Source organism: Erwinia psychrophila, from assembly GCF_039023475.1.
In the GTDB taxonomy this organism is placed as follows: Bacteria; Pseudomonadota; Gammaproteobacteria; order Enterobacterales; family Enterobacteriaceae; genus Erwinia.
In genome coordinates this window covers 63,678-89,724 of sequence record NZ_JBCHVB010000001.1, presented here as the reverse complement: position 1 = coordinate 89,724, position 26,047 = coordinate 63,678, and the positions used below count along the sequence as shown (strand labels likewise).

23 protein-coding genes are annotated in these 26,047 nt (G+C 56.7%); 6 read left to right on the top strand and 17 right to left on the bottom strand.

The genetic code is table 11. The features are described 5' to 3' along the window. The first annotated feature begins 86 nt into the window (after positions 1-86). The 3 genes from cmoA (at position 87) to AAH446_RS00410 (ending at position 3,111) form a co-directional block, all read left to right on the top strand. A complete protein-coding gene (gene cmoA / locus AAH446_RS00420) occupies positions 87-827 on the top strand; it encodes a carboxy-S-adenosyl-L-methionine synthase CmoA (protein ID WP_342904758.1) in 741 nt (246 codons plus the stop codon). After that, complete coding sequence (gene cmoB / locus AAH446_RS00415) at positions 824-1,792, top strand: tRNA 5-methoxyuridine(34)/uridine 5-oxyacetic acid(34) synthase CmoB (protein ID WP_342905778.1); 969 nt, start codon at positions 824-826, stop codon at positions 1,790-1,792. Before cmoA ends, cmoB begins: the two co-directional genes overlap by 4 nt. A gap of 221 nt (positions 1,793-2,013) precedes the next feature. Then, positions 2,014-3,111, top strand: a complete 1,098-nt coding sequence (locus tag AAH446_RS00410; protein WP_342904757.1) for a glycerol dehydrogenase — start codon at positions 2,014-2,016, stop codon at positions 3,109-3,111. Between the two features lie 63 nt (positions 3,112-3,174). On the opposite strand, the gene AAH446_RS00405 is transcribed toward AAH446_RS00410, so the two are convergent. Both AAH446_RS00405 and cutC read right to left on the bottom strand, forming a co-directional pair. Next, positions 3,175-4,005 (bottom strand): hypothetical protein, encoded by an 831-nt coding sequence (locus tag AAH446_RS00405; RefSeq protein ID WP_342904756.1) that lies wholly within the window; start codon positions 4,003-4,005, stop codon positions 3,175-3,177. 172 nt (positions 4,006-4,177) lie between these two features. Then, positions 4,178-4,933, bottom strand: a complete 756-nt coding sequence (gene cutC, locus AAH446_RS00400) for a copper homeostasis protein CutC (RefSeq protein ID WP_342904755.1) — start codon at positions 4,931-4,933, stop codon at positions 4,178-4,180. 100 nt (positions 4,934-5,033) lie between these two features. Here cutC and AAH446_RS00395 point away from each other — a divergent pair, with 100 nt between their 5' ends. Continuing rightward, positions 5,034-6,179 (top strand): MalY/PatB family protein, encoded by a 1,146-nt coding sequence (locus tag AAH446_RS00395; protein ID WP_342904754.1) that lies wholly within the window; start codon positions 5,034-5,036, stop codon positions 6,177-6,179. Here AAH446_RS00395 and AAH446_RS00390 read toward each other — a convergent pair. Beyond that, positions 6,176-6,742, bottom strand: coding sequence for a VOC family protein (locus AAH446_RS00390; protein WP_342904753.1), 567 nt, complete (start codon positions 6,740-6,742; stop codon positions 6,176-6,178). The genes AAH446_RS00395 and AAH446_RS00390 overlap by 4 nt on opposite strands. A gap of 306 nt (positions 6,743-7,048) precedes the next feature. Between AAH446_RS00390 and AAH446_RS00385 the strand changes: the two genes are divergently transcribed. Continuing rightward, on the top strand, positions 7,049-7,174 hold the full coding sequence (locus tag AAH446_RS00385; protein ID WP_342904752.1) for a hypothetical protein: 126 nt from the start codon (positions 7,049-7,051) through the stop codon (positions 7,172-7,174). A 222-nt stretch (positions 7,175-7,396) separates the two neighbouring features. Next, the gene (argS, locus tag AAH446_RS00380; protein ID WP_342904751.1) at positions 7,397-9,127 is read left to right on the top strand and encodes an arginine--tRNA ligase; all 1,731 of its coding nucleotides are present in this window, start codon (positions 7,397-7,399) and stop codon (positions 9,125-9,127) included. A 221-nt stretch (positions 9,128-9,348) separates the two neighbouring features. Here the strand turns inward: argS and flhE are convergent, their stop codons facing one another. The 14 genes from flhE to motA all read right to left on the bottom strand — a co-directional run bounded on the left by flhE (position 9,349) and on the right by motA (position 26,026). Continuing rightward, entirely contained in the window at positions 9,349-9,741 is a 393-nt protein-coding gene (flhE, locus tag AAH446_RS00375) for a flagellar protein FlhE (RefSeq protein ID WP_342904750.1), read from the bottom strand. Beyond that, positions 9,741-11,819 (bottom strand): flagellar biosynthesis protein FlhA, encoded by a 2,079-nt coding sequence (gene flhA, locus AAH446_RS00370; RefSeq protein ID WP_342904749.1) that lies wholly within the window; start codon positions 11,817-11,819, stop codon positions 9,741-9,743. Before flhA ends, flhE begins: the two co-directional genes overlap by 1 nt. Continuing rightward, a complete protein-coding gene (gene flhB / locus AAH446_RS00365; RefSeq protein WP_342904748.1) occupies positions 11,819-12,964 on the bottom strand; it encodes a flagellar biosynthesis protein FlhB in 1,146 nt (381 codons plus the stop codon). The genes flhA and flhB overlap by 1 nt, the downstream gene beginning before the upstream one ends. Before the next feature lie 179 nt (positions 12,965-13,143). Beyond that, positions 13,144-13,788 (bottom strand): protein phosphatase CheZ, encoded by a 645-nt coding sequence (gene cheZ, locus AAH446_RS00360; RefSeq protein WP_342904747.1) that lies wholly within the window; start codon positions 13,786-13,788, stop codon positions 13,144-13,146. Between the two features lie 9 nt (positions 13,789-13,797). After that, entirely contained in the window at positions 13,798-14,187 is a 390-nt protein-coding gene (cheY, locus tag AAH446_RS00355; RefSeq protein WP_342904746.1) for a chemotaxis response regulator CheY, read from the bottom strand. A 41-nt stretch (positions 14,188-14,228) separates the two neighbouring features. Next, complete coding sequence (locus tag AAH446_RS00350; RefSeq protein ID WP_342905777.1) at positions 14,229-15,278, bottom strand: protein-glutamate methylesterase/protein-glutamine glutaminase; 1,050 nt, start codon at positions 15,276-15,278, stop codon at positions 14,229-14,231. Next, on the bottom strand, positions 15,278-16,150 hold the full coding sequence (gene cheR / locus AAH446_RS00345) for a protein-glutamate O-methyltransferase CheR (RefSeq protein ID WP_342904745.1): 873 nt from the start codon (positions 16,148-16,150) through the stop codon (positions 15,278-15,280). The genes AAH446_RS00350 and cheR overlap by 1 nt, the downstream gene beginning before the upstream one ends. Positions 16,151-16,175: 25 nt before the next feature. Then, on the bottom strand, positions 16,176-17,777 hold the full coding sequence (locus AAH446_RS00340; protein WP_342904744.1) for a methyl-accepting chemotaxis protein: 1,602 nt from the start codon (positions 17,775-17,777) through the stop codon (positions 16,176-16,178). A gap of 47 nt (positions 17,778-17,824) precedes the next feature. Next, positions 17,825-19,492 (bottom strand): methyl-accepting chemotaxis protein, encoded by a 1,668-nt coding sequence (locus tag AAH446_RS00335; protein ID WP_342904743.1) that lies wholly within the window; start codon positions 19,490-19,492, stop codon positions 17,825-17,827. A 235-nt stretch (positions 19,493-19,727) separates the two neighbouring features. Continuing rightward, positions 19,728-21,398: a methyl-accepting chemotaxis protein gene (locus AAH446_RS00330; RefSeq protein WP_342904742.1), complete on the bottom strand. Its 1,671-nt coding sequence runs from the start codon at positions 21,396-21,398 to the stop codon at positions 19,728-19,730. Positions 21,399-21,593: 195 nt separating this feature from the next. After that, positions 21,594-22,091: a chemotaxis protein CheW gene (gene cheW / locus AAH446_RS00325; protein ID WP_342904741.1), complete on the bottom strand. Its 498-nt coding sequence runs from the start codon at positions 22,089-22,091 to the stop codon at positions 21,594-21,596. Positions 22,092-22,114: 23 nt separating this feature from the next. Then, complete coding sequence (cheA, locus tag AAH446_RS00320; protein WP_342905776.1) at positions 22,115-24,094, bottom strand: chemotaxis protein CheA; 1,980 nt, start codon at positions 24,092-24,094, stop codon at positions 22,115-22,117. Between the two features lie 10 nt (positions 24,095-24,104). Beyond that, complete coding sequence (gene motB / locus AAH446_RS00315) at positions 24,105-25,142, bottom strand: flagellar motor protein MotB (RefSeq protein ID WP_342904740.1); 1,038 nt, start codon at positions 25,140-25,142, stop codon at positions 24,105-24,107. Beyond that, on the bottom strand, positions 25,139-26,026 hold the full coding sequence (gene motA, locus AAH446_RS00310) for a flagellar motor stator protein MotA (RefSeq protein ID WP_342904739.1): 888 nt from the start codon (positions 26,024-26,026) through the stop codon (positions 25,139-25,141). Before motA ends, motB begins: the two co-directional genes overlap by 4 nt. Positions 26,027-26,047: the final 21 nt, after the last annotated feature.

The window sequence follows — 26,047 nt, the reverse complement described above, 5'->3', positions numbered from 1 at the left end:
GCCAACCGGTCCGGCAGAACAGGTGCAGCCAGCGTCGCTTTCTGCCAAAATAGCGCCTTTCCGTTTTTCTCCCGGACCTTACCACTATGTCTAACCGCGATACGCTGTTCTCCGCGCCAATTGCCAAACTGGGCGACTGGACGTTTGACGAGCGCGTGGCCGAAGTTTTTCCCGATATGATCCAGCGCTCCGTGCCGGGTTACTCCAATATCATTTCGATGATCGGCATGCTGGCCGAACGTTTTGTGCAGCCGGACAGCCAGGTCTATGATCTGGGCTGCTCGCTGGGCGCGGCCACGCTTTCCGTCCGCCGGAATATAAAAGCTGAAGGCTGCAAAATTATCTCCGTCGACAACTCGCCCGCGATGGTCGAGCGCTGTCGCCGGCATATCGACGCGTTCAGGGCGGAGACGCCCGTTGAGGTGATCGAAGCCGATATCCGTGACATCACCATTGAAAATGCGTCCATGGTGGTGCTGAACTTTACGCTGCAGTTTCTTGAGCCTGCCGAGCGCCAGCAGCTCCTGAACAATGTCTGGCAGGGGCTTCGCCCCGGCGGCGCGCTGGTACTTTCTGAGAAGTTCAGCTTCGCCGATGCTGACGTGGGCGAGCTGCTGTTCAATATGCACCATGACTTCAAACGGGCTAACGGCTACAGCGAACTGGAAATCAGCCAGAAGCGCAGCATGCTGGAAAACGTCATGCTGACCGACAGCGTGGAAACACACAAAACGCGTTTGCGTACCGCCGGTTTTGAACATGCGGAGCTCTGGTTCCAGTGTTTTAACTTCGGTTCGCTGATCGCCCTCAAAGCAGGTTCCGCCTGATGGATTTTGGCAATTTTTATCAGCTTATCGCGAAAAGCCCCCTCTCCCACTGGCTGGAAACCCTGCCGGGTCAGATTGCGGCCTGGCAGCGCGAGCAGTTACACGGTCACTTTAAGAACTGGAATCGTTCCGTTGAGTATCTGCCCGATATCACCCCCGAGACGCTGGATCTGCTGCATAGCGTCACCGCTGACAGCAGCACGCTGAGCGAGCGCCAGCGCGGGGGGATTGAGAAGCTCCTGCGCAATCTGATGCCGTGGCGTAAAGGTCCCTATTCCCTCTATGGCGTGAACATTAATACGGAGTGGCGTTCCGACTGGAAGTGGGAGCGCGTATTGCCGCACATCTCCCCGCTGGCGGGACGGATGGTGCTCGACGTCGGCTGCGGCAGCGGTTACCACATGTGGCGAATGATCGGCGCGGGCGCAAACCTGGTGGTCGGCATCGATCCTATGCAGCTGTTTCTCTGCCAGTTTGAAGCCGTGCGTAAGCTGCTGGGCAACGATCAGCGTGCGCATCTTCTGCCGCTGGGCATTGAGCAGCTGCCGGAGCTGAAAGCCTTCGATACGGTGTTTTCAATGGGGGTGCTTTATCACCGCCGTTCTCCGCTCGATCACCTGTTCCAGCTGAAGAACCAGCTGGTTAGCGGCGGCGAGCTGGTGCTGGAGACGCTGGTTGTTGATGGCGGCGACAGAGATGTTCTGGTCCCCGGCGAGCGTTACGCGCAGATGCGCAACGTCTGGTTCCTTCCCTCCACCGGCGCGCTCAAGAGCTGGCTGGAGAAGTGCGGTTTTGTCGACGTGCGCGTCGTTGACTATTCCGTTACCAGCACCGAGGAACAGCGCCGCACCGACTGGATGACCAGCGAGTCGCTGGCGGAGTTTCTTGATCCTGAGGACCCCACCAAAACTGTTGAAGGTTATCCGGCCCCGCTGCGTGCCGTTCTGGTGGCCCGTAAGCCTTAATCCGGCGCCTCACCCTGCCCGCTTCTCTGCGGGTGGGGAATCGCTTTTCCGCATTTGCTGGCCCGCGCCCATGACTGACGCTTTCCTGCCCCTGGCTGAAAGTGGCGTACGATTCCTTTCATATTTGTCCGAAAAACCTTTTTAAACAAACCCTGACGGCAAAATGGGTCCAGGATGAAGGTGGTACGACATCTTTTTCATTTTACTGAAAGGAGTCCCACATGAGTAAATTTGTATTCTCTTCACCGCGAAAATATGTTCAGGGTGCAGGTGTAATGGCGCAGCTGGGTGAGTATGTGGCGGAGCTGGGCAACAGCGCCTTCGTGGTGGCCGATGAGATCGTCTGGGGGCTGGCTGGCAAAGATGTGCAGGCCTCGCTGCGGCAGAGCAACATTGAGTGCCACTACGAACAGTTCAACGGCGAAGCGTCGGGGAATGAGATTTCACGGCTGGCCGCGCTGGCGAAAGCGAGCGGTACGCGTCTGGTGATCGGCGTCGGCGGCGGCAAAACGCTCGATACGGTTAAAGCGGTGGCTGACGAACTGAAGCAGCCGGTGGTGATCGTACCGACTATCGCCTCGACGGATGCGCCCTGTAGCGCCCTTTCCGTTATTTATTCCGACAGCGGCGTCTTTGAAAGCTATCGTTTTTACAGTAAAAATCCCGATCTGGTGCTGGTGGATACGCAGGTTTGCGCGCGCGCGCCGGTCAGGCTGTTCGCCTCAGGCATCGCTGACGGGCTGGCGACCTTTGTGGAGGCGCAGGCGGTGAAACGCTCGCACAGCAAATCGATGGTGAATGGCGATCCGACCATTGCGGGGATGGCGATTGCAGAGGCCTGTGAGAAAACGCTACTCGCCTTTGGCTTCAGCGCTTATCAAGCCGTCGAACAGAAAGTGGTAACGCCCGCCGTGGAAGCGGTCGTTGAAGCGAACACGCTGCTCTCGGGCCTGGGCTTTGAGAACGCTGGTCTGGCGGGCGCCCACGCGATCCATAACGGCTTTACCGCCATTGAGGGCGATATCCATCACCTGACCCACGGTGAAAAAGTCGCCTACGGCACGCTGACCCAGATGGTGCTTGAACAGCGTCCGGATGACGAGATCGCCCGCTATATCCGCTTCTATCGCGCCATTAAAATGCCGACCACCCTGAAGGAGATCCACCTGGAAAATGAAAGCTGGGAAAATCTCGTTAAGGTGGGCGCGCTCGCCAATAATGAGGGCGATACGCTGAAAAACCTCAACCCAAACCTGAGCGCGGAAGACATCGCCAGCGCGATCCTAGCCGTGGATGCCTTCAGTAAAACCGTCAGTTAGCCGTTGACCTATCAGGGGCGTCCCGTGGCGCCCCTGTCCGCAACATCTTATGGGGAAGCAGCCTTATTTTTCCCAGTATTCATAGCGGTAGGCCGCGCTGATATTACGGCGGACTTCGCCCTTCGGATAGATCTCCGTTTCATGCAGATAGCTGAGCGTGCAGTTGCCGCGCTTATCCCAAAGCTGGCATTCATCCAGCGTCGTTTTCTCGCTGAATTCATTGTGCACCTGCGTACTCAGGCTCTGCTCCCGATCCATTTTGTCATAGGTCCAGCTCATCTTACCCTCGGCTGAATCCGAGGCCACCAGCTGATTTTTACCGTTCCAGCGGTAGCGGGTTTCGCCATTTGCCTGGTTATCGGAACTGCGCGCCACGCTTTTGATCAGCCTGTTACGCCGGTCGAAACTGTAAACAGTTTCCGTAAAGCCCTTTTCCCCTTTCAGCAGAAAAGATTCGGTGGCGCTGGTTATGGTGCCCTGCTTGCCGACCAGATAGTTAATGGTGCCCTTCTTGTGGTTCACTTCCACCGCCTGGCCCTGTTTCAGCACAAACACCGAGATAGCGTAATCGGCCTGCCAGCCATCTTTCGCCTGCGCCACGCTCTGCTCCATTTTCAGCAGCACATTGTTTTCATTTTTCTCAAAGTGGATATCGGCCCGCAGCAGCGCGCCGCACTCGTCAAACTGCCCCAGAATGCGTCTTTGCTGATTAACGTCGCGGCCAAACTCTCCCAGCACAACCTGTTTTACCGGGCCTTTCGCCGTCCCGCCCAGCAGCACAATACCGTTGCTGTTATTGATTAGCTCAGCCTGAGGCGGGCAAATCTGTGCGGCAAAAGCGCCGCCCGACAGCAGGAGTGCAAGACTACAGATGCTCAGCTTGATGATTTTCATCGCAATCCCGTCAAGGTAATGATTTTCTGCTCTAAGTGTAAAAGGGATCCCGGCAAAGCAGGATTTATCACGCCGGTTTTATGCGGATAAAAAAAGCCCCATCAAAACGATGGGGCCTGGTACTTGCAAACATCACGTCGCTGAACTGGCGTGCTGCGCGGCAAAATCTTGCTCAGGCAACGTTGACCGGGAAGCTGAGCGACATGGAGGCCTTCATCGCTTCCACCATATCACCGTCAACGCAGGTGCGGCTGAATTCATCGGTTTCCGCAATAGAGCTCATGGAGACGCCCGCTTTACGATAGCGCATTGGCGAGGCTATCCGCTGGCTGGCTGAACTGTGGATTTCACTCAGCCCGGCCTCGATAAACTTTTGCAGGTTGCTAAGGCGGACGCCCGCACCGGCCATAATGATAGGACCGCGGGTCGTACGTGTTAGTTCCCTAAGCAGTGGTAAACCACTTTCCGCGCTCTGCTGCTGACCGGAAGTGAGGATACGGGCGATCCCCAAATCGGTCAGCTGTTGCAGAGTGACCAGCGGGCTGTGGCAGAGATCGAACGCGCGGTGAAAAGTGACCGCCATCCCCTCACAGAGCGCCATAATCTCCTTCATCCGCTTTAAGTCAACGTGACCATCAACGTCCAGCATGCCGATCACCAGACCGGGAAATCCCATTTCACGAAGGAACGCGACATCGGACTTCATTTGATTAAACTCGCCGGTGGTAAAGCAAAAGTCTCCTCCACGCGGACGGACGATAGGATGAACGGGTATCGTAATCTTTTCCCGGGCCTGCATCAGGCTGCCCGCCGAGGGAGTCAGCCCACCTTCGGAGGGGGCGGCGCAGAGCTCAATACGATCGGCCCCAGCCTTTTCCGCCGCCAGTGCACAATCGACGCCGTAGCAGCATACTTCCAGTTTAAGCATTCCATCCTCCTGTTAATGCCTGCCGGTTGGTTGTGATAATCTTTCCAGATCGCTAGTCTGCATCCAGAACTTATGAATAATATTAACGGGAAATACTCATATGGCATCCAGTTTTAATGAACGGATCGATCGCCGTCACAGCGATAGTCTGAAATGGCAAAAATATGGTGACCAGGACATCCTCCCGCTGTGGGTGGCCGATACCGATTTTCGCTCGCCGCAGTGCGTTATTGACGCACTTAAACAGCGTGTTGAGCACGGTGTCTTCGGCTACGGCGGCGCGCCCGGCGAACTGACTGACGTGATCATCGCCCGGATGAGCGAACGTTATCAGTGGGAAATTAAACCAGAATGGCTGGTTTTCCTGCCGGGCATTGTTAGCGGACTTAATCTGGCGGTACGCGCCTTTACCTCACCTCATCAGGGCACCATCGCCCCCACGCCCATTTATCCGCCCTTCCGCTCGGCGGCAAAGCTCGCTGACCGCAGGCAGATTAACGGCCAGCTGCGGCTGGAAAATCAGCGCTGGGTTATGGATATAGCGGCCCTTGAGCCTCAGATGACCGGCAATGAAAAATTGCTGATGCTCTGTAATCCGCAAAATCCTGGCGGCACCGTCTACAGCCAGGAGGAGCTTGAAGCCCAGCTTCGCTTCGCGCAGCGTCATGACCTGATTGTTTGCTCCGATGAAATTCACTGCGATCTTCTGCTGGAACCCGGCGTTAAGCATATTCCTTTCGCCACGCTGAGTAGCGATGCCGAACAGCGATCGGTGACGCTGATCTCCCCTTCGAAAACCTTCAACATTGCCGGGCTGGGCGCCTCGCTGGCGATTATCCCGGACGCCGATCTGCGGGCCCGCTTTACGCAAACGCGTCAGGGCATTGTGCCGGGCGTGGATATTCTTGCCTATGTTGCCGCAACGGCCGCCTGGCGTGACGGGCAGCCCTGGCTGGATGAAAAGCTGGCCTATCTGCGGGAAAGCCGCGATTTACTGACCAGCCGGATTAACGCCATGCCGGGATTATCGGTCGCGTCGCCAGAAGCGACCTACCTGGCCTGGATTGATGCCAGCCAGCTGGGCGTGCCCAGCCCGGCGCGTTTCTTTGAGCATCACGGCCTGGGCTTTTCAGCAGGGCGGGATTTTGGCGATGATGCCTTTGTTCGCTTCAACTTTGGCTGCCCGCAGGATCTTATCCATGAGGCTCTCAGGCGGATGGAGAACGCCCTCAGAACGATCCGCTAGCAGTTCTCGCTTGCCACAATCTCTTTCAGACTCCAGGGATGGAACTTGATAGTGACAGTGCCGTCGGTCACCGCCAGCGTGGGATTGGGCAGCCTCTCGCCTTCGCCTTCGGGCGCGCTGCTTTTCACCGAAATCCCCGGCTCACATAATCCTTCATCGGCAAGCAGCGCCAGCGCCCGCATTCCCAACTGAGCGGGGTCACCTCTCAGCACCACTTCTATATGTTCCCAGCCTTCATGCCGGTACAGGCGGTTGCCGGGCCAGGGAAGTTCAACGACGGTAATCTGCCACGGGCCCACCTTCAGTGGATTGTGCAGTTCAAAAAGCGCAATAGGACGCCCGTTGATCGTTTTTTCTGAAAACAGCTCGCCGAGCCGCGACAATCCTTGTTTCCAGCGCTCAGCGGTGCTGTTCTGATGACAGCGCACGGCAATATGATCCACCTCAAGAGCGGCAAGTTCGAGCCCAAGCCGCGCCGCCAGCTGATTAAGTGAAGATTCAAACCGCGGCAAATCATTAGCCAGATCGCTTAGTTCATCTCGTAATACGCCTTCAGAATGCATTTTTCCGCCATTTAACATTAGATTAACTTAACCTTTAACACATTTTTACAATCATGTCCGGTCCACTGGATTAAACAATTTCTCATAATTTATGAGGAATTCTTATCTGAACAGGCGCTTTTAGCCAGGAAATCTCAGTTATCACTGGCTCAGTACCAGACTTTTCTTTAGGAAGGTACTTTTAACTGTCTGTTTTAATTTGGGATAAGCTATACAATGCGACAATTCTTAAATACAAAGCGGCATAGTATAACGTATTCTTCCTGCTTCTGAATTTATCCCGGTTTTCCCGAAAGGTATAGCATCATGCTCATGTTGATATTTGTCGCAGTGCTGATCGCGATGATGGGGTTTGCTCTGGTACGCCACTGGAAGATTCGTAACACAAAAACCACCATCGCCAGTCCTCACCGGCCCCAGCGTCGCCGTTGATTCCTCTCTCAGGCGGGAAACTGCGTTAATGGGTTTCCCGCCCGCGACTGCCCCTGATATCCCCCGTCAGGTTCCTGGATAACCGGGACAAAAATGCAGTATACTTTTCCCCTTATTTTTTAGCGGTGCCCTTCTGCAGCAGATCGCTCTGCTGACGGGCTTCGCTGAGGCAGGCGGCCCGCGCAACCAGCGCGGGCCTTTTCAGCATATTAAGGTAACCCGGTGAATATTCAGGCTCTTCTTTCAGAAAAAGTCAGTCAGGCGATGATCGCAGCAGGCGCCCCGGCCGACTGTGAACCGCAGGTTCGGCAGTCAGCCAAGGCACAGTTTGGTGATTACCAGGCAAACGGCATCATGGCCGTGGCCAAAAAACTGGGCATGGCGCCCCGACAGCTGGCGGAAGAAGTCCTCAGGCATCTCGATCTTCAGGGGATTGTCAGCAAGGTTGAAATCGCGGGTCCGGGCTTCATCAATCTTTTCCTCGACGCCGGCTGGCTTTCAGCGCAGGTGGACAGCGTTATCGATGCGCCGCGACTGGGCGTCGCGCCGGTAGCCCCGCAGACGGTGGTGATCGACTATTCCGCGCCAAACGTCGCCAAAGAGATGCATGTGGGCCACGTCCGCTCGACCATCATCGGTGATGCCGCAGTCCGCACGCTCTCCTTCCTCGGCCATAACGTGATCCGTGCCAACCATGTGGGCGACTGGGGAACGCAGTTTGGCATGCTGATCGCTTTCCTTGAGAAGCAGCAGAGCGAACATCACGCAGAGATCGCCCTCTCCGATCTGGAAAACTTCTACCGCGAAGCGAAGCGCACCTATGACGAAGATCCGGCGTTTGCCGAGCGTGCGCGCGGCTACGTGGTCAAGCTTCAGGGTGGCGATGAGTACTGCCGCAAGATGTGGAAAAAGCTTGTTGATATCACCATGTCGCATAACCAGATCGTTTACGACCGTATGAACGTGACGCTGACCCGCGATGACGTGATGGGCGAAAGTCTTTATAACGCCATGCTGCCCGGCATCGTGGCCGATCTGAAAGCCAAAGGTCTGGCGGTAGAGAGCGAAGGCGCAACGGTTGTCTTCCTGGATGAATACAAAAACAAAGATGGCGACCCGATGGGCGTTATCATCCAGAAAAAAGATGGCGGCTATCTCTATACCACCACCGACATCGCCTGCGCCAAGTACCGCTATGAGACGCTGAAGGCCGATCGCGTACTCTATTATATTGATTCACGCCAGCATCAGCACCTGATGCAGGCGTGGACCATCGTCCGTAAGGCGGGCTACGTGCCTGAGTCCGTACCGCTTGAGCACCACGCCTTCGGCATGATGCTCGGCAAGGATGGCAAGCCGTTCAAGACCCGCGCTGGCGGCACCATTAAACTCTCCAATCTGCTGGATGAAGCGGTTGAACGCGCAACCCAACTGGTTCGCGAGAAGAACCCCGATATGCCGGCCGATGAGCTGAAGGCGCTGGCCAACAGCGTGGGCATTGGTGCTGTGAAATATGCAGACCTGTCCAAAAGCCGCACCACCGATTACGTGTTTGACTGGGATAACATGCTGGCCTTTGAGGGCAATACCGCGCCCTATATGCAGTATGCCTATACCCGCGTGCTTTCCGTCTTCCGCAAGGCGGGCATCGCGGAATCTGAAGTGACCGGGAAAACCGTCATTGCAGAAGATCGTGAAGCCGCGCTGGCCGTACGCCTGCTCCAGTTTGATGAAACCATTACCCAGGTTGCCCGCGACGGCACGCCGCACGTGATGTGTGCTTATCTCTACGATCTGGCAGGCCTGTTCTCCGGCTTTTACGAGCACTGCCCGATTCTGTCGGCTGCGGATGAGGCGACCCGACAGAGCCGCCTGAAGCTGGCGCTGCTGACGGCAAGAACGCTGAAGCTGGGTCTGGATACGCTGGGCATTGAGACAGTAGAAAGGATGTAACGCCCTTTCCAGATTCGTATGGGTAAAGAAGTAAGCCGTGATTCTCTTAGCAAACGGCAAATAAGGTTAAAGCGAAGGGAGTACCGGTCGATTGTAAAGCGTCCCGCGCCATGGACGGCGCGGGCCGAGCTGTCAGGGACGACGCTTTTTGCGTCTTTACTTTCGACCGGTACTCCCGCAGCAGGCGCAGAACTCAGAGGCAATCATCGATTGCCTCTTTTTTATTGGTAGTTAACCATCACCTGGTTACTCAGTACGCGCAGCGGCTGCGGCAGCCTTCCCTTGCCCTGGACACCATAGGCAAAATGAAGGCTCTCTCCCGCGTTAATATTAGTCAGGCCGCGCGTCGTTCCGCTGGCGCCTTCCAGCGCCACGCAGCGGCTTTGCGCACAGAGCCAGGCGCGCAGGCCGGATGGAGGCGGGCCGGTCAGCACATAGCGCCAGGCTATCTCTGTCATCACGCCGGTAACCGGTTCTGCCGGGCTGAGCGCTGGCGACGTGGCCATCTCACCGCGGTTACCGATCCCCGGGCCGGGTGAACTGGCCTGCCAGCCACCACCGGCCATCGCCGCGCCGGGTAGAACCAGCGCCAGCAGCAGTGCAGCGCTTTTCATTACTGCCCTCCGATGGTTGAGGTCATACGGATTTGACGGTTGTCGGTCAGCTCAAGGTTAGAGATCACCATCAGCTGTGGCAGGTTACGACGCAGGAAGCGGGCCAGCAGCGCACGCAGAGGATGATTCACCAGCAATACCGGCGGCGCCCCCAGCGACTCCTGATGATTCAGCGCTCCCTGCGCCTGCGCCAGCAGACGATCGGCGAGGCCAGGTTCCAGCCCGCCGCCGCCCTGCAACGCTTGTAGCAACAGGCGCTCCAGCGAACTGTCCAGGCCGATAACCTGCACCTCGCCGTTACCCGGGAACCACTGCTGGGTAATGGCTCTGCCCAGCGCAACGCGCACGACAGAGGTCAGCTCATGCGGATCGTTCTGCACGGGCGCGTGCTCGGCCAGCGTTTCAATAATGGTGCGCATATCACGCATAGAAACGCGTTCCAGAAGCAGGTTTTGCAGTACCTTATGCAGCGTCGTTAATGTAATGACGCCAGGGATCAGATCTTCCGTCAGCTTTGGCATCTCTTGGGTCACGCGATCCAGCAGCTGCTGCGCTTCCTGACGGCCAAACAGCTCGCTGGCGTGCTGCCCAATCAGGTGATTGAGGTGGGTGGCGACCACGGTGCTCGCCTCCACCACGGTGAAGCCCTGAATCTGCGCCTGCTCTTTCAGGGCGCTATCGATCCAGACTGCCGCCAGGCCAAAGGCCGGATCGACCGTCGCTTCACCCGGTAAAGTGCCCGCCGCCGTGCCAGGGTTGATCGCCATCCAGCGCCCCGGATAGGCGTCACCGCTGCCAATTTCCACACCCTTCATCAGAATGCGATAGCGGGCGGGTGGCAGATCCATATTGTCACGGATGTGCACCACCGGCGGCAGGAACCCCATCTCCTGAGCGAATTTTTTACGAATACTGCGGATACGTCCCAGCAGTTCGCCATCCTGAGTGTTATCCACCATCGGGATCAGACGGTAGCCCACCTCCATCCCGAGCGAATCTTCAAGCTGGACGTCGGTCCAGGAGGCTTCTACCGTGGCCGCCGTTTCAGTCTGACGGGGCTTAACCGGCACTTCCGCCTTCGGTTGAGTCTCTTTGCCCCTGAGATACCAGGCCAGGCCAAGCAGCGCCGCCGTGAAGAGCAGGAAGACGAAGTTCGGCATCCCGGGCACCATGCCCAGCATGCCCAGCACGCCCGCACTCAGCATCATTACGCGTGGGTTTTTGAACAGCTGGGTTACCATCTGCTCGCCAACGTCCTGATCGGTCGCGACACGGGTAACGATAACGCCCGCTGCGGTGGAGATTACCAGCGCCGGGATCTGAGCTACCAGGCCGTCACCGATGGTCAGCAGCGTATAGGTTTCACCAGCGCTGCCAACGGACATGCCGTGCTGGATAACCCCTACCAGCAGGCCGCCCACCACGTTGATCACCATAATCAGGATGCCCGCGATGGCGTCACCGCGCACAAACTTACTTGCACCGTCCATCGAACCGTAAAAGTCAGCTTCCTGGGTCACATCAGAGCGGCGTTGTTTCGCTTCGTCTTCGCCAATCAGGCCGGCATTCAGGTCGGCGTCGATCGCCATCTGTTTGCCCGGCATCCCGTCAAGAACAAAGCGCGCGCCAACTTCAGCGATACGGCCCGCACCTTTGGTGATAACCATAAAGTTAATGATAACGAGGATGATAAATACCACGATACCGATGGCGAAGTTGCCGCCCACCAGGAAGTGCCCGAAGGCTTCCACGACCTGGCCTGCCGCCGCGCCGCCGGTATGTCCTTCCATCAGGATAATACGCGTAGAGGCGACGTTCAGCGCCAGGCGTAACAGCGTGGAGAAGAGCAGAATGGTTGGAAAGGCGGCGAATTCCAGCGTGCGCTGGGTAAACATCGCCACCAACAGCACCATGATCGACAGCGCAATATTAAAGGTGAAGAGCAAGTCGAGGATGAAGGCCGGCAGCGGCAGCACCATCATCGACAGGATCATCAGGATCAATACCGGCCCGGCCATAACCTGCCACTGGGTATCTTTAAAATTCGGTAAGCGCAATAGTGCGGCCAGATTCGCCATCAGTCTTCTTCTCTTGAGCCAAAGTCCAGCGCTTCCGGCACCGGTAAATTGTCAGGTTTTTTCGGGGCCAGGCCTCCCTCCAGCTTCCAGCGACGGAGCTGCCAGACCCAGGCTAACACTTCTGCTACAGCGGCATATAACGTGCCCGGAATATGCTGCCCAATCTCAGTATGCCGGTAGAGCGCACGCGCCAGTGGCGGCGCTTCCAGCAGGGGAATACGGTGCTCTTTGCCCAGTTCACGAATGCGCAGCGCAATCTCACCGGCGCCTTTCGCCACCACTTTAGGGGCGCTCATTTTGCCTTCGTCATATTTCAGCGCCACCGAGTAGTGCGTCGGGTTGGTGACGATCACGTCCGCCTTCGGCACGTCAGACATCATGCGTCGCTGGGCCGCGGCCCGCATCTGCTGCCGGATGCGACCTTTCACATGCGGATCGCCCTCCTGCTGTTTGTATTCGTCACGAATATTCTGGCGGGTCATGCGCAGCCCTTTGTAGTAGCTGTAGATCTGCCAGAAGACGTCAAACCCTACCATCGGCGACAGCCCAAGGACGATCAGCAGACAGCACATGGCGATCATATTCAGGGCGCTGGCCAGCGCATTAAACGGCGACTCGCTGACTAACCTCAGCATCTCCGGCCAGTGGGTACGCAGATAGAGCCAGGTTACACAGCCCACCAGTATCGCCTTCAGCACCGCCTTAAGCAGTTCCGCCGCCGACTGCGCGGAAAACAACTTTCCCAGCCCTTTGATCGGGTTTAATTTGCCCATATCAAACTTGATTGCTTTGCCGCTGATGAGAACCCCACCGAGCAGCATTGGCGCGGCGATGGCGACCAGTACCAGTCCGGCCATCATCGGCAACAGCGCAAAAACAGCCTGCGGGATCAGGTAACCAATTTGGTGCAGCATCAGGCTGCTGTCGCTGACGACCGTATGATTGAACTTCAGGCCGTCGGCCAGCAGAGCGCCAAGTTTCCTGGCAATCGTGAGGCCGCTCAGCCATAAAATACTCAGCCCCGCCACCAGCATCAGGACGGAGGTCAGCTCCCGCGATCGCGGAATCTGCCCCTCTTCCCTCGCCTTTTCTATTCGGTGGGGTGTGGCGTCTTCGGTCTTTTCCTCGTCGCTGTCCTGGGACACGGCAGCTTACCTCAATGCGAAATTTCAGCGGCTAGCATGCCAAATCCGCGCAGCAATGATGGCGCGAGTAAACGCGTAAAAGGGGGGTTATTTTGCGGATAGCGGAGAAAGGGGACGGCAGAAGCCGTCCCCTTGTTCAGGGAGTCGTATAACTTGTATGCCGCCGGCGCGGCTGAGGATCAGAATCCGAGGCTGTCCAGCAGGTCATCAACCTGATCCTGGTTCGCCACTACGCCCGGTGCCGTACCGTTAATTTGCGGTCCGTTGAGCAGACTGTCCGCATCCTTTTTAGGACGCGACGCCGGTTCTGGCATATTCTCCAGCAGCACCGCCAGCAGCTGACGCTCAATCTCCTGGATAACGTCCATCATGCGTTTGATCACCTGACCGGTAAGGTCCTGGAAATCCTGCGCCATCATGATTTCCATCAGCTGAGCGTTAGTGAACGCAGTATGCTCCGGCACGGCTTCCAGATAACCACGGGTATCCGACACCAACGTGCGGGCGTCGGCCAGATCGACAGGATGTTCAAACCACTCATCCCAGCGCCCCTTCAGGTCTTTCGCGCCATTTTCCATCAGCGTCTGCCGTGGCTGCGAAGCCTCCACACAGTTCAGGGCTCGCTCTGCCGCCTGCGCGGTCATTTGCACTACGTAGTCCAGTCGATCGCGCGCATCAGGAATGGCTTCAGCCGCTTCGGCTATCGCCTGATCCAGGCCCAGCTCACGCAGGCTGTCGCGCAGCATACGCGTAAGTGAACCGATGCGAGTGATGATGCCTTGTGCAGAGGCCGCATCAACATTTGGTGTCGGAATAGTGGTCATCTCGGCTCCTTACATACCCAGCTTTTCGAAGATCTTACCTAACTTCTCTTCAAGAGTGGCTGCCGTAAAAGGTTTAACAACGTAGCCGCTGGCTCCCGCCTGAGCAGCCGCGATAATATTTTCTTTCTTCGCTTCTGCCGTCACCATCAGCACGGGCAGCTTGCTCATCGCAGCGTCTGCACGAATGGTTTGCAGCAGCTGCAAGCCGTCCATATTGGGCATGTTCCAGTCGGAGATCACGAAGTCGAACCCGCCGGCACGCAGTTTCGACAGTGCGTCAACGCCATCTTCTGCTTCTTCAACGTTGTTGAAGCCCAGTTCTTTCAGCAGGTTACGGACGATACGACGCATCGTGTTGAAATCGTCGACCACCAGAAACCGCATATTTTTATCAGCCATACTTACTCCTGTTTTGTGTAGCCCCGCGGACGGGCGCTGCGTTATATACGTAATGCCTGTCCGGCGCTAATTTTTGCCAGCATGTGCTGGCTGATTTGGTGGAGATCCACCACTTCGCTGGCGCCCCCGAGGCCAATTGCCTCGCGGGGCATACCAAAGACCACACAGCTCGCTTCGTTCTGAGCGATGGTCCAGGCACCAGCTTTGTTCATTTCGAGCAGGCCAGCTGCTCCGTCGTTGCCCATCCCGGTCAGGATCACGCCTACGGCGTTGCGACCGGCATACTGGGCCACTGACTTAAATAAGACGTCCACCGAGGGCTTATGGCGGTTTACCGGCGGCCCTTCATTCAGCTTGACCTGATAGTTCGCGCCGCTACGCGTCAGTTCCATATGCATCGCGCCGGGCGCGATGTAGGCATGGCCGGGCAGAATTCGCTCACCGTCCTCGGCCTCTTTTACCGTAATCTGACACAGCTTATTCAGCCTCTCCGCAAAGGAGCGGGTAAAGCCTGGCGGCATATGCTGAGTAATCATCAGCGCCGGGCTGGTCGCAGGCAGCGGCTGAAGCACATGACGGATCGCTTCAGTCCCCCCCGTAGATGCGCCGATAGCGATCAGCTTTTCGCTACTTAACAGCGGGCCCGCTTTCAGCATTGTCGGGGCTGGCTGTGGGCCGCGCATTTGCAGCCTGGCGCGGGAAGCTGCGCGTACCTTATCGGCAATCATCTGGCTGTAGCCCAGCATGCCTTCACGGATCCCGAGCGAAGGTTTCGTCACGAAATCCACCGCGCCAAGCTCCAGCGCTCTCAGCGTGATCTCCGAACCTTTTCCGGTCAGAGAGGAGACCATCACGACCGGCATCGGCCTCAGACGCATCAGTTTTTCGAGAAAATCGAGGCCGTCCATACGCGGCATTTCCACATCCAACGTCAGCACGTCGGGGTTGAACTGCTTGATAAGATCGCGTGCCACCAGCGGATCGGGCGCCGAGGCGACCATTTCCATATCTGAATGGCTGTTGATAATTTCCGTCATCAGCTGACGCATCAGTGCGGAGTCATCAACGCATAACACTCTGATTTTACCCATCATCTTTCCTTAGTCAGTCCGTAGACCGTCTGGCCGCGCAGATAAAACTCTTTACTAATCTGGCTGAAGTTTTCCGAGTGACCGGCAAACAGGATGCCGCCGGGTTTCAGCATCGGCACAAAGCGCCGTAAAATCTTCTCTTGCGTTTCTTTGTCAAAATAGATCATGACGTTACGGCAGAAAATGGCATCAAACGGCCCGGGGACAGCCCACTCATTAGCCAGCAAATTGAGCTGGGCATAAGAGACCATGTTCGCCAGGTCGGGGCGTACCCGCACCATACCGGCGTGGGGGCCCGTGCCGCGAAAGAAAAACTTTTGCATCTGCTGCGGCGAAAGCGTCCGCAGCTCTTCCTGGCGATAAACGCCAGCCAGCGCCTTCTCCAGCACCTGAGTGTCGATGTCGGTAGCGTGCACCTGGAATTTCCCCGGGCCGCTGCCCAGCGTTTCCGCCAGCGTCAGCGCGATGGAGTAAGGCTCCTCCCCGGTTGAGGCCGCGGCACACCAGACGTTAAAGTTGCCGCTGCGCCGTTTAGCATGCTCGGCCAGAATCGGGAAGTGGTGCGCCTCACGGAAAAATGCCGTCAGGTTCGTGGTCAGCGAGTTGATAAACGCCTGCCACTCCGGACTGTTGGAATCACTCTCCAGCAGCGCCAGGTAACGGCCAAAATCGTCGATGCCCAGCATCCTCAGCCTGCGAACCAGCCGGTTGTAAACCATTTCCCGCTTGTGATCGGCCAGTACAATACCGGCTCGCTGATAAATCAGCTGACTGATACGCCTGAAATGGGTATCGGATAACGGCAGGCGCTGTGCCATCTGGCCCAGCAGCGTTGCGTTTTCCGCCGGCGCTAACAACGTCGATTTTTTCATCCAGATTCACCCTGCTAATTGCAGTCTATGGGGTTAAAGCTAAGTCATATTCCCTGCTGGCCTGCGTGGCAACCTGGTCCGGCATGTCTGCGTCGCTGAGTGAAAACTTGCTCACTGCGCCCGTCAGATGCTCTGCCTGTGCTTCAAGTGCTTCTGTGGCTGCTGCCGCTTCCTCTACCAGCGCGGCATTCTGTTGTGTAACCTGATCCATCTGGCTGACGGCATCTGCCACCTGCTCTATTCCGCGCCGCTGTTCGTCGGAGGCGGAGGCGATCTCGCCCATAATGTCGGTGACCCGCGTCACCGAGCGGACAATCTCGTCCATCGTTTCACCCGCTGAGGCGACCAGCACGGAACCCTGACTGACCCGGCTGACTGACTCTTCAATCAGCCCTTTAATCTCTTTGGCCGCCTGCGCGCTGCGCTGGGCCAGACTGCGTACTTCACCCGCGACCACCGCAAATCCCCTTCCCTGCTCGCCGGCGCGGGCCGCTTCCACGGCCGCGTTCAGCGCCAGGATGTTGGTCTGGAAGGCGATGCCGTCAATGACGCTGGTGATATCGCCAATTTTCTTCGAGCTGCCCGCAATCTCATTCATGGTGGCAACGACGTTACCAGTCAGCGAACCGCCTTTATGCGCCGTGACCGATGCCTCCTTCGCCAGCTGTGACGCCTGCCGGGCGTTTTCAGCGTTCCCGGTCACCGTTGCCGTGAGCTGCTCCATGCTGGCCGCCGTTTCCGCCAGTGAAGCCGCCTGCTGCTCCGTACGGGCCGAGAGATCGTTATTGCCTGAGGCGATTTCCCGGATGCCCGTCTGCATCACCTGACTGCCGTCGCGTACGCTGCTGACGGTTTCTGCCAGCGCCTGCTGCATCGCCTTCAGGCTGATAAAGAGCTGGCTCAGTTCATTACGGCCTTCGGCGACAATCGTTCCGCCGAGGTTGCCTGAGGCGATGCGTTCAAAATGACCGCGCATCAGCGCAAGTGGGGCGATGACGGCGTTACGTACCCACACCATCCCGGCCAGCGCGACAGCCAGTGACAGCACAACGGCCATCAGGAAAATCACTTTTGACTGAGTGTAAAAACCGCTGCTCGCTTCGCTGGCAGCCATACGTTCCCGGTCGAAGTGCTGCATCCAGCGGCCATATTCGGCCTGAAACTTGTCCTGAACGCCCTGCGTCGGTGAATCCAGAAAATCCTGTAGCTGATAGTTCTGCAAATAGACAATCAGCTGGGCCAGCTCCTGGGCATAATTGTCATAGACGACTTTGATGCTTTTATTCATTGCCGCGTCGGCTACCGGATACGCTTCGAAGGCCTTATATGCTTTATCGGCAGCATCCAGATCTTCCTGAGCCTTTGTCATCAAACTTGTGACTTTATCGCGGGGAACGCTAAGCGCAGCGCGTGTTCCGGCCCGGCTCAGCGTCAGGCGCGCGCTCAGCAGCGCGGCCCAGGTCTGACCGAGCGCATCACGCTGCGCACCGCTGGCTTCTACCTGATGCATATTGCGCGCATCCTGGCGGAACGAGTTAAACGACAAACCACTGGCAACAATCTGCATGACGCAAAACAGGCCCAGTAAAAAAACGATTGTGGTGGAGATGCGAATCCGACTAAACATCAAAGTCTCCCTGGCAAGGCCGCCCCATCCGGGCGGCTAAAAGTCAGTTAAAAGGTTTCCCAGTTATCTTCTGAAGCGGGTGCGGCCAGCGCTTTACGCGAGGCGACCGGCTCGTTTTTTACCGTCTTAATGACATTAACGGCCTGGATGACATTTTCTTTACGGATTTGAAACACGGCGACGGCCTGGCTCAGCCGGCTAGCCTGCTCCTCAAGCGCAGCCGCGGCGGCGGCGGACTCTTCAACCAGCGAGGCGTTTTGCTGAGTGACGCGGTCCATTTCCGTCACGGCGGTGCCAACCTGATCGATACCCCGGCTCTGTTCACCAGAGGCGGACGCAATTTCGCCCATGATGTCGGTGACGCGGGTGACTGCGCTGACGATATCGGACATGGTTTCACCCGCGCTCTCGACCAGCACCGAGCCGGTATCTACGCGGGCAACTGAATCTTCAATCAGGCTTTTAATCTCTTTGGCCGCCTGGGCGCTGCGCTGGGCCAGACTACGAACCTCGCCGGCGACCACGGCAAAGCCGCGTCCCTGCTCGCCTGCACGGGCCGCTTCCACTGCCGCGTTGAGCGCCAGGATATTGGTCTGGAAAGCGATGCCGTCAATAACGCTGGTAATATCCGCAATCTTCTTCGAACTGCCCGCGATATCGCTCATCGTTTTGACTACGCCATCGACCACTTTGCCGCCTTTCTGTGCGGTCTCGGAGGCGCTGAGCGCTAGCTGAGAGGCCTGACGGGCGTTTTCGGCGTTCTGCTTAACCGTTGCGGTCAGCTCTTCCATGCTGGCCGCCGTTTGTTCCAGCGAGGCTGCCTGCTGTTCAGTGCGGGCAGAGAGATCGTTGTTACCCGCGGAGATTTCGCTCGCGCCGGTAAAGATAGCGTCGGAGCCATCGCGGACGTCGCTGACGGTGCGTACCAGCGCCTGCTGCATTTCGCGCAGGCTCTCAGCCAGCTGCGTCATTTCACTGCGCCCTTCCACCTCAATGGACTGGGTAAGATCGCCACGGGCAATATGACGGATGTGGTCGATATTGCTTTTTAGCGGACGCAGCAAAATATTCTGAATACCGCGCCAGGCCAGCGCAATGACGGCCAGGGTGATCAGCGCGACGGCAAACAGTATCCACAACGTATGCCGGTAAGCGTTTTCGTTGGTTTCCACGCCTTGTGCCGTCAGCTGGTTATTGGTTTCCAGCCAGGAGTTGTACGTCTTTTCGAACTGATTCTGATAACCCTGCGTCGGCTGAGCGACAAATTCGTCAAACCTGCCGGTTTCCATCATCACAATCAGTTCGGTGAGGGCGGTATGCAGCTGTTTATAGTCCGCATGCAGCTGCCTGATGTTCTCAGCCGTTTTCCCTTTTTCAGACAGGTTGGCATTAAAAATGACCATAGATTTATCCGCGCGATCCAGCTCCTGGGCAGCTTCCGCCAGCAGCTCCTTCACCGTTGTGCCGGAGCCCGACTGCGTCGCGTCCTGCAAATAACGGATGCCGGAACGGTTCAGGGTGTTACGCGCCTGGACCAGCGAAACCCATGAGGTGCCCATCGCCTGCTGCAAATCCCGCAGCCGCTGGTTAAAGGCGAAATTTTCTTTGTCGTTTTTAACGGTATTAAAGAAAAGACCACCGGTACCAAGCTGTAAAACCGCAAACAAAATAAGGACACCGACCAGGCCGGTGACCACTTTCATACGTTTGAACATATCTACCTCTGTAAAGGGCCATTTGGCTTTATTATCGGCAGGCTGGAAGGGATCTTTATTGGGGAATCCGCCGGTTGCACGGCGGATGAGAAAAAAAAGAGAGGAAACAGCCCGATGGAAAGCGGGTGCGCCGTGGAATGCGGTGATATGACCCGGTCGCTGGCAGCGGGAACCGCCTCTGAAAATAAAACGCCGCCCTAAGGGCGGCGTTTTCGGTTCATCCGCAGGGTCCAAATCAGAACGTTTCCCAGTTCCCTTCAGAAGCCGCAGGCGCACTGCTTTTGGTGCCAGCTGCTTTGGCCGGCGCCATTTTTGTCATTACCGGCTTCAGGGTTTTGACGGCCTGTTCTTTACGTACGCGGAATACCGCCACGGCCTGCGTCAGACGGCTCGCCTGCTGCTCCAGGGCTGCCGCTGCGGTGGCAGACTCTTCCACCAGCGAGGCATTCTGCTGGGTAACGCGATCCATTTCGGTCACCGCCGTACCGACCTGATCGATCCCCCGGCTCTGCTCATCAGAAGCTGAGGCAATCTCGCCCATGATGTCAGTTACACGCGTCACGGCATTCACGATGTCGTTCATGGTTTCACCGGCGGTGCCAACCAGCACGGTACCGCTATCCACGCGAGCGACAGAATCTTCGATCAGCCCTTTGATCTCTTTAGCCGCCTGCGCGCTGCGCTGCGCCAGGTTACGCACTTCACCCGCCACGACCGCAAATCCCCTGCCCTGCTCACCGGCACGCGCCGCTTCTACGGCAGCGTTCAGCGCCAGAATATTGGTCTGGAAGGCGATACCATCAATAACGCTGGTAATATCGGCGATCTTTTTCGAACTGCCGGCGATGTCGCTCATGGTTTTCACCACGCCGTCGACCACTTTGCCGCCTTTCAGCGCGGTTTCTGAAGCGCTCAGCGCCAGCTGAGAGGCCTGACGGGCGTTCTCGGCATTCTGCTTCACGGTGGCGGTCAGCTCTTCCATGCTGGCGGCCGTCTCTTCCAGAGAGGCAGCCTGCTGTTCGGTACGGGCAGAGAGATCGTTGTTACCGGCAGAAATTTCGCTTGCGCCGGTATAAATTGCATCGGAACCGTCACGGACGTCGCTGACGGTGCGCACCAGAGATTGCTGCATTTCGAGAAGGCTGTTGGCCAGCACGGCCATTTCATTGCGGCCTACAACGTCAATCTTATCGGTCAGATCGCCGCTGGCGATCTTGCTGATGTGGGCGATATTGGTTTGCAGCGGCTTAATCAGAACGCGCTTCAGGCCAAACCAGCACAGCACGATAATCCCCACGACCAGTACCATTACGCCAGCGATAACCGCCAGCATCATGTTATAGGCGTTCTGGTTTGCTTCCACACCCTGCGCGGTCAGGACGTTCTGTGCATTACGCCAGGCGCTGTAAACTGCCTGCATCTCATTTTGTTTCTCTTCGATGTTTTGCTTATACATCTCCACCAGCTGGCGGTTTTCCATCTGCTCAAGCATGGTATTCAGCGCAGATGAATAATTACGGTACTGATCCTCCAGGCTGGCGATCAGCTTTGGATCGGTGCCTGGCGTGTTAGGAATGGAGCGATAGGCCGCGAAAGATTTCCCAGCATCATTCAGCAATGCACGTCCCTGCGTGCTGATGGCCTTCAGCGATTCGCTGTTGATGCTGTTCGCGGTATCGCTCTGTAAACGCAGCATGCCACGGTTCAGCGTGATACGCGTCTGGTTGAGCGCGATCCAGGCATCGGTAAAGAGAGACACGTTCTGGCTGGAGCTCTGCGCAATCGCAAAGTTGTTTTTATCTTTGGTCAGCGCTTGAATAAATAACCCGCCGGAAATCAGCTGCAACGAGCCAAAAACCAGCAGAACGATTAAAAGACTGGTTACAACCTTAATACGTGTAAACATGGAGCACCCTTGGTGTGAATATAATGGAACGTCACCGGATCTATCGGCCTGGTATGGTGGAACTTTATGCGGCACGATGGCTATTTTGAAGTAATAGCGCTGGTGAAATAATTGATAAGCAGACAAATAATTTGTTTGTAAAGGAATAAAAAAAGCCGATCGCGCTGGATCGGCTCTCTTATGATCTGAGCTGGTTTATGCGCTGCGCAGCGTATCCATCAGCGCCATCTCTTCACTGCTGAGCAGTTTCTCAATATCAACCAGGATCAGCATGCGTTCATTGATCGCACCGAGACCGGTCAGATATTCAGTAGACATCGTGACCGCAAATTCCGGTGAAGGGCGGATTTGATCCTGAGTCAGCGACAGAACGTCGGAGACGCCGTCAACCACAATCCCCACCACGCGCTGCTCAAGATTGAGCACGATCACCACGGTATTATCGTTATATTCCACATCCGGCTGCGCGAATTTAATACGCAGATCGATAATTGGCACGATAACGCCACGCAGGTTGGTAACCCCTTTGATGAACTGAGGGGTGTTAGCGATGCGGGTCACCTGATCGTAACCACGGATCTCCTGTACTTTTAAAATATCAATGCCGTACTCTTCGTCACCCAGTGTAAACACCAGAAACTCCTGACCCACAGTTTCGCCAGCGAGTTTAGTGACAGTTGCCATTCCAGTCATAGTTTTACCCTTAATCGGTTAAGTCAGGCTGCGGCTCCCGCCACGCGCTTTTCACGGTTGAGAGACTGAAGTGCCGATACATCGACAATCAGCGCCACGCTACCATCGCCAAGGATGGTGGCCGCCGAGATACCCGGCACTTTGCGATAGTTACTTTCCAGGTTTTTAACCACAACCTGATGCTGACCAATCAGCTGATCCACCAGCAGCGCGTAGCGCTTTCCGGCACTTTGCAGAATAACCACGATCCCCTGGGTCGCTTCGGTTTTCGCGCCCTGCACGTCGAACACGTTCCACAGCTCAACCAGCGGCAGGTACTCACCGCGGACTTCCAGTACGCGCTCGCCGCCGGCCAGCGGATGGAGATCGTCTGCCAGCGGCTGGAGCGATTCCATTACCGCATTCAGCGGCAGAATGAAGACTTCATCCGCCACGCGTACGGACATGCCGTCCAGGATCGCCAGCGTCAGCGGCAGCAGGATACGGATAGTGGTGCCTTTACCCTGCTTAGAGGAGATTTCGACGTGACCGCCCATCTCCTGAATGTTTCTTTTCACCACATCCATGCCCACGCCGCGGCCGGAGACATCTGTTACCTGCTCCGCCGTAGAGAAGCCTGGGGCGAAAATGAGCATACCCACTTCCTCATCGCTCATCGTTTCGCTGACCGGCAGCCCGGAAGAGAGCGCCTTGGCCAGGATGCGTTCGCGGTTCAGCCCGGCGCCATCATCGTTGACTTCGATACAGATGTTGCCGCCCTGATGTTCCGCAGAGAGCGTCAGGTTGCCGACGGCGTGTTTGCCCGCCGCCAGACGTTTCTCCGGCGATTCGATGCCGTGATCCAGGCTGTTACGCACCAGGTGGGTTAACGGATCGATAATGCGTTCGATCAGGCTCTTATCCAGTTCGGTAGAGCTTCCCATCAGCGTCAGTTCAACTTCTTTACCCAGCTTGCTGGCCAAATCGCGCACCAGGCGCGGGAAGCGGCTGAACACATACTCCATCGGCATCATACGGATGGACATCACCGACTCCTGGAGGTCGCGGGCATTGCGCTCCAGCTGGCCCATGCTGTTCAGCAGATCGCCATGGGCGACCGGATCAAGCTCATTAGAACGCTGCGCCAGCATCGACTGGGTAATCACCAGTTCGCCCACCAGGTTGATCAGCTGATCGACTTTTTCTACCGCAACGCGGATGCTGGTGGATTCACTCGCCTTTGGCGCAGCCTTCTTCGCACTATCACGCTTGGCCACAGGCGCGGCCTCGCTCACGACAGCAGGCTCAGGCGCGGCTTCAACAACCGCCTCAGCGACGGCAGGCGCTGGTGCAGCGACGGCTGACGCGTTGATAAACTTGATCTGTGATTCATCGATCACAAAGCAGAGTACGGCGACAATATCGTCCTGATCCACCGAGGAGTCGAGGGTGACTTCAACCGACGTTTCGCCTTTGATTACATCTGATACGGTACCGAGATTGCCCAGCTCTTCCAGCATCAGCGGAATTTCTGTCGGCTTCAGATCGACCAGCGCCAGGCGCAGCGCGCCAGCGGCAGCGGCCGGGGCCGATGCGGGCGCTTCGCTTGCCGCTATTGCCGGGTCAATCACTTCACCTTTGGCTTCCAGTGCCAGCTGGCGCAACGCCTGGCAGATGTATGCAAACGTCTCGGCATTTGGCTCCGTGGCGGTTTTATAGGCATCCAGCTGTTCCTGCATAATATCTTTGGTTTCCAAAAACAGGTTGATGATGTCGGTGCTTAACTGCATTTCGCCGCGGCGGGCACCGTCGAGAATATTTTCCAGAATGTGCGTCGTTTCCTGCAGCACGGTAAAACCAAAGGTCCCTGCCCCACCTTTTATAGAGTGGGCCGCCCGGAAGATAGCGTTAAGCTGTTCCGAATCGGGTTCCTGGGGATCTAACCCCAGCAGGTGTTGTTCCATGTCGGCCAACAGTTCATCGGCTTCATCGAAAAACGTCTGGTAAAAATCGCTGATATCCATGCTCACGGTATCACCTCTGCTGTGAGTCGCGATCGGTCTGGGCCGCTGACGCAGGCGCTACCGGGGCAGGTGCCGTCGGTACTGCCTGACTGTCCGCAGGCTCAGCCTGTGGGAGTTGAGGGTCTGGGTTTTTGCTGGCATCGCCGGGTATCGCCGGTGCCGCTATATTTTTAAAACTTGCCGGATCGGGGTCGCTAATCTGCACGACATCGCTTTCCGAGTTTTCCTTTTCAATCTGCTCTTCGGTATCGTGGTTCAACACCAGCAGGCTGATTCGGCGGTTAACGGCATCATCCGCGCCGCGGTTTTTCAGTTTCATGGTATCGGCCATGCCGACCACACGAAGCATTTTGTTGCCGGCCAGACCACCGATGGTCAGTTCACGGCGAGAGGCGTTAGCGCGATCGGCTGAAAGCTCCCAGTTACTGTACCCCCGGTCACCGCCGCCGTACTGGATATCATCCGTATGTCCGGACAGGCTGATCCTGTTTGGTATGTCATTCAGAATGGGCGCGATAGCACGCAATATGTCACGCATATAAGGCTCAACGTCTGAACTCCCGGTTTTAAACATTGGCCGGTTCTGGCTGTCAATAATCTGAATACGCAGCCCCTCCTCGACCATGTTAATAATCAAATGAGGCCGTAATGCCCGCAGTCGGGGATCGGCTTCGATCAGCTGATCCAGCCGTTCACGCAGTCGGTTAAGCCGGATCTCTTCCAGCTTGCGTTTCTGCGCATCCATATTCACTACTTTATGGACTTCGCCCTGCTTTTGCGTGGGGTCTTCCCCACCGCCCGGAATCGGACTCACGCTGTCGCTGCTGCGTGCGCCGCCGGTCACCGCCGTCTTCAGCGGCGTTTTAAAGTAATCGGCAATCTGCACCAGCTGCTGAGGGTTGGAGACGGAAATCAGCCACATCACCATAAAAAAGGCCATCATGGCGGTCATGAAGTCTGCGTAAGCAATTTTCCATGAGCCGTGTGCACCATCATGCTTCTTATGCTTCTTGCGCTTAACCAGCACAATAGGGTGATTGTTATTCATGCGTCCTGATCCGATGTCTGTTTCGCTGGCGATTTCGCGTTACGGACGTGCTCCTCCAGTTCGGTAAACGACGGTCTTTCCGTTGAGTAGAGCGTTTTACGGCCAAACTCAACGGCGATCTGCGGCGCATATCCATTCAGGCTGGAGAGCAGCGTCACCTTGATGCACTGCATCATCTTGGTGGATTCGGCACACTTCTGGCGCAGTACGCCGGCCAGTGGAGAGATAAACCCATAGGCCAGCAGGATCCCGAGGAACGTCCCGACCATTGCGTGAGCAATCAGCTCTCCCAGCTCGGCTGCCGGACGATCTGCCGACGCCAGCGTATGTACCACCCCCATTACCGCCGCCACGATGCCGAAAGCGGGAAGAGAATCCCCTACCGAGGCGATGGCCGTTGCAGGAACGTCACACTCATGCTCGTAGGTTTCGATCTCTTCATCCATCAGCGCTTCGATTTCAAACGCGTTCATATTTCCGCTTACCATCAGGCGTAAATAATCGGTAATGAAGTCCACTAATCTTTTATCGGCAATAATGCGCGGGTAATTAGCGAAAATTTCGCTGTCCTGCGGACTTTCAATATCCTGCTCCAGCGACAGCATCCCCTGCTGACGGGATTTCGCCATCAGACGGTAGAGCAGCGCCATCAGATCCATATAGACGGCTTTATTATATTTTGAGCCGCGCATCAGTAGCGGAAAGGCTTTAAGCGTCGCTTTAATCGACTTGCCATTATTACCGACGATAAACGCGCCAATACCTGCACCGCCTATTATCAGCAGTTCAGAAGGTTGATAAAGCGCGCCGAGGTGACCGCCAACCATGGCATAACCGCCCAACACCGACGCGGTAACCAGGATATACCCTATAATAATTAACACATTCAATCCTTACGTCTGGTG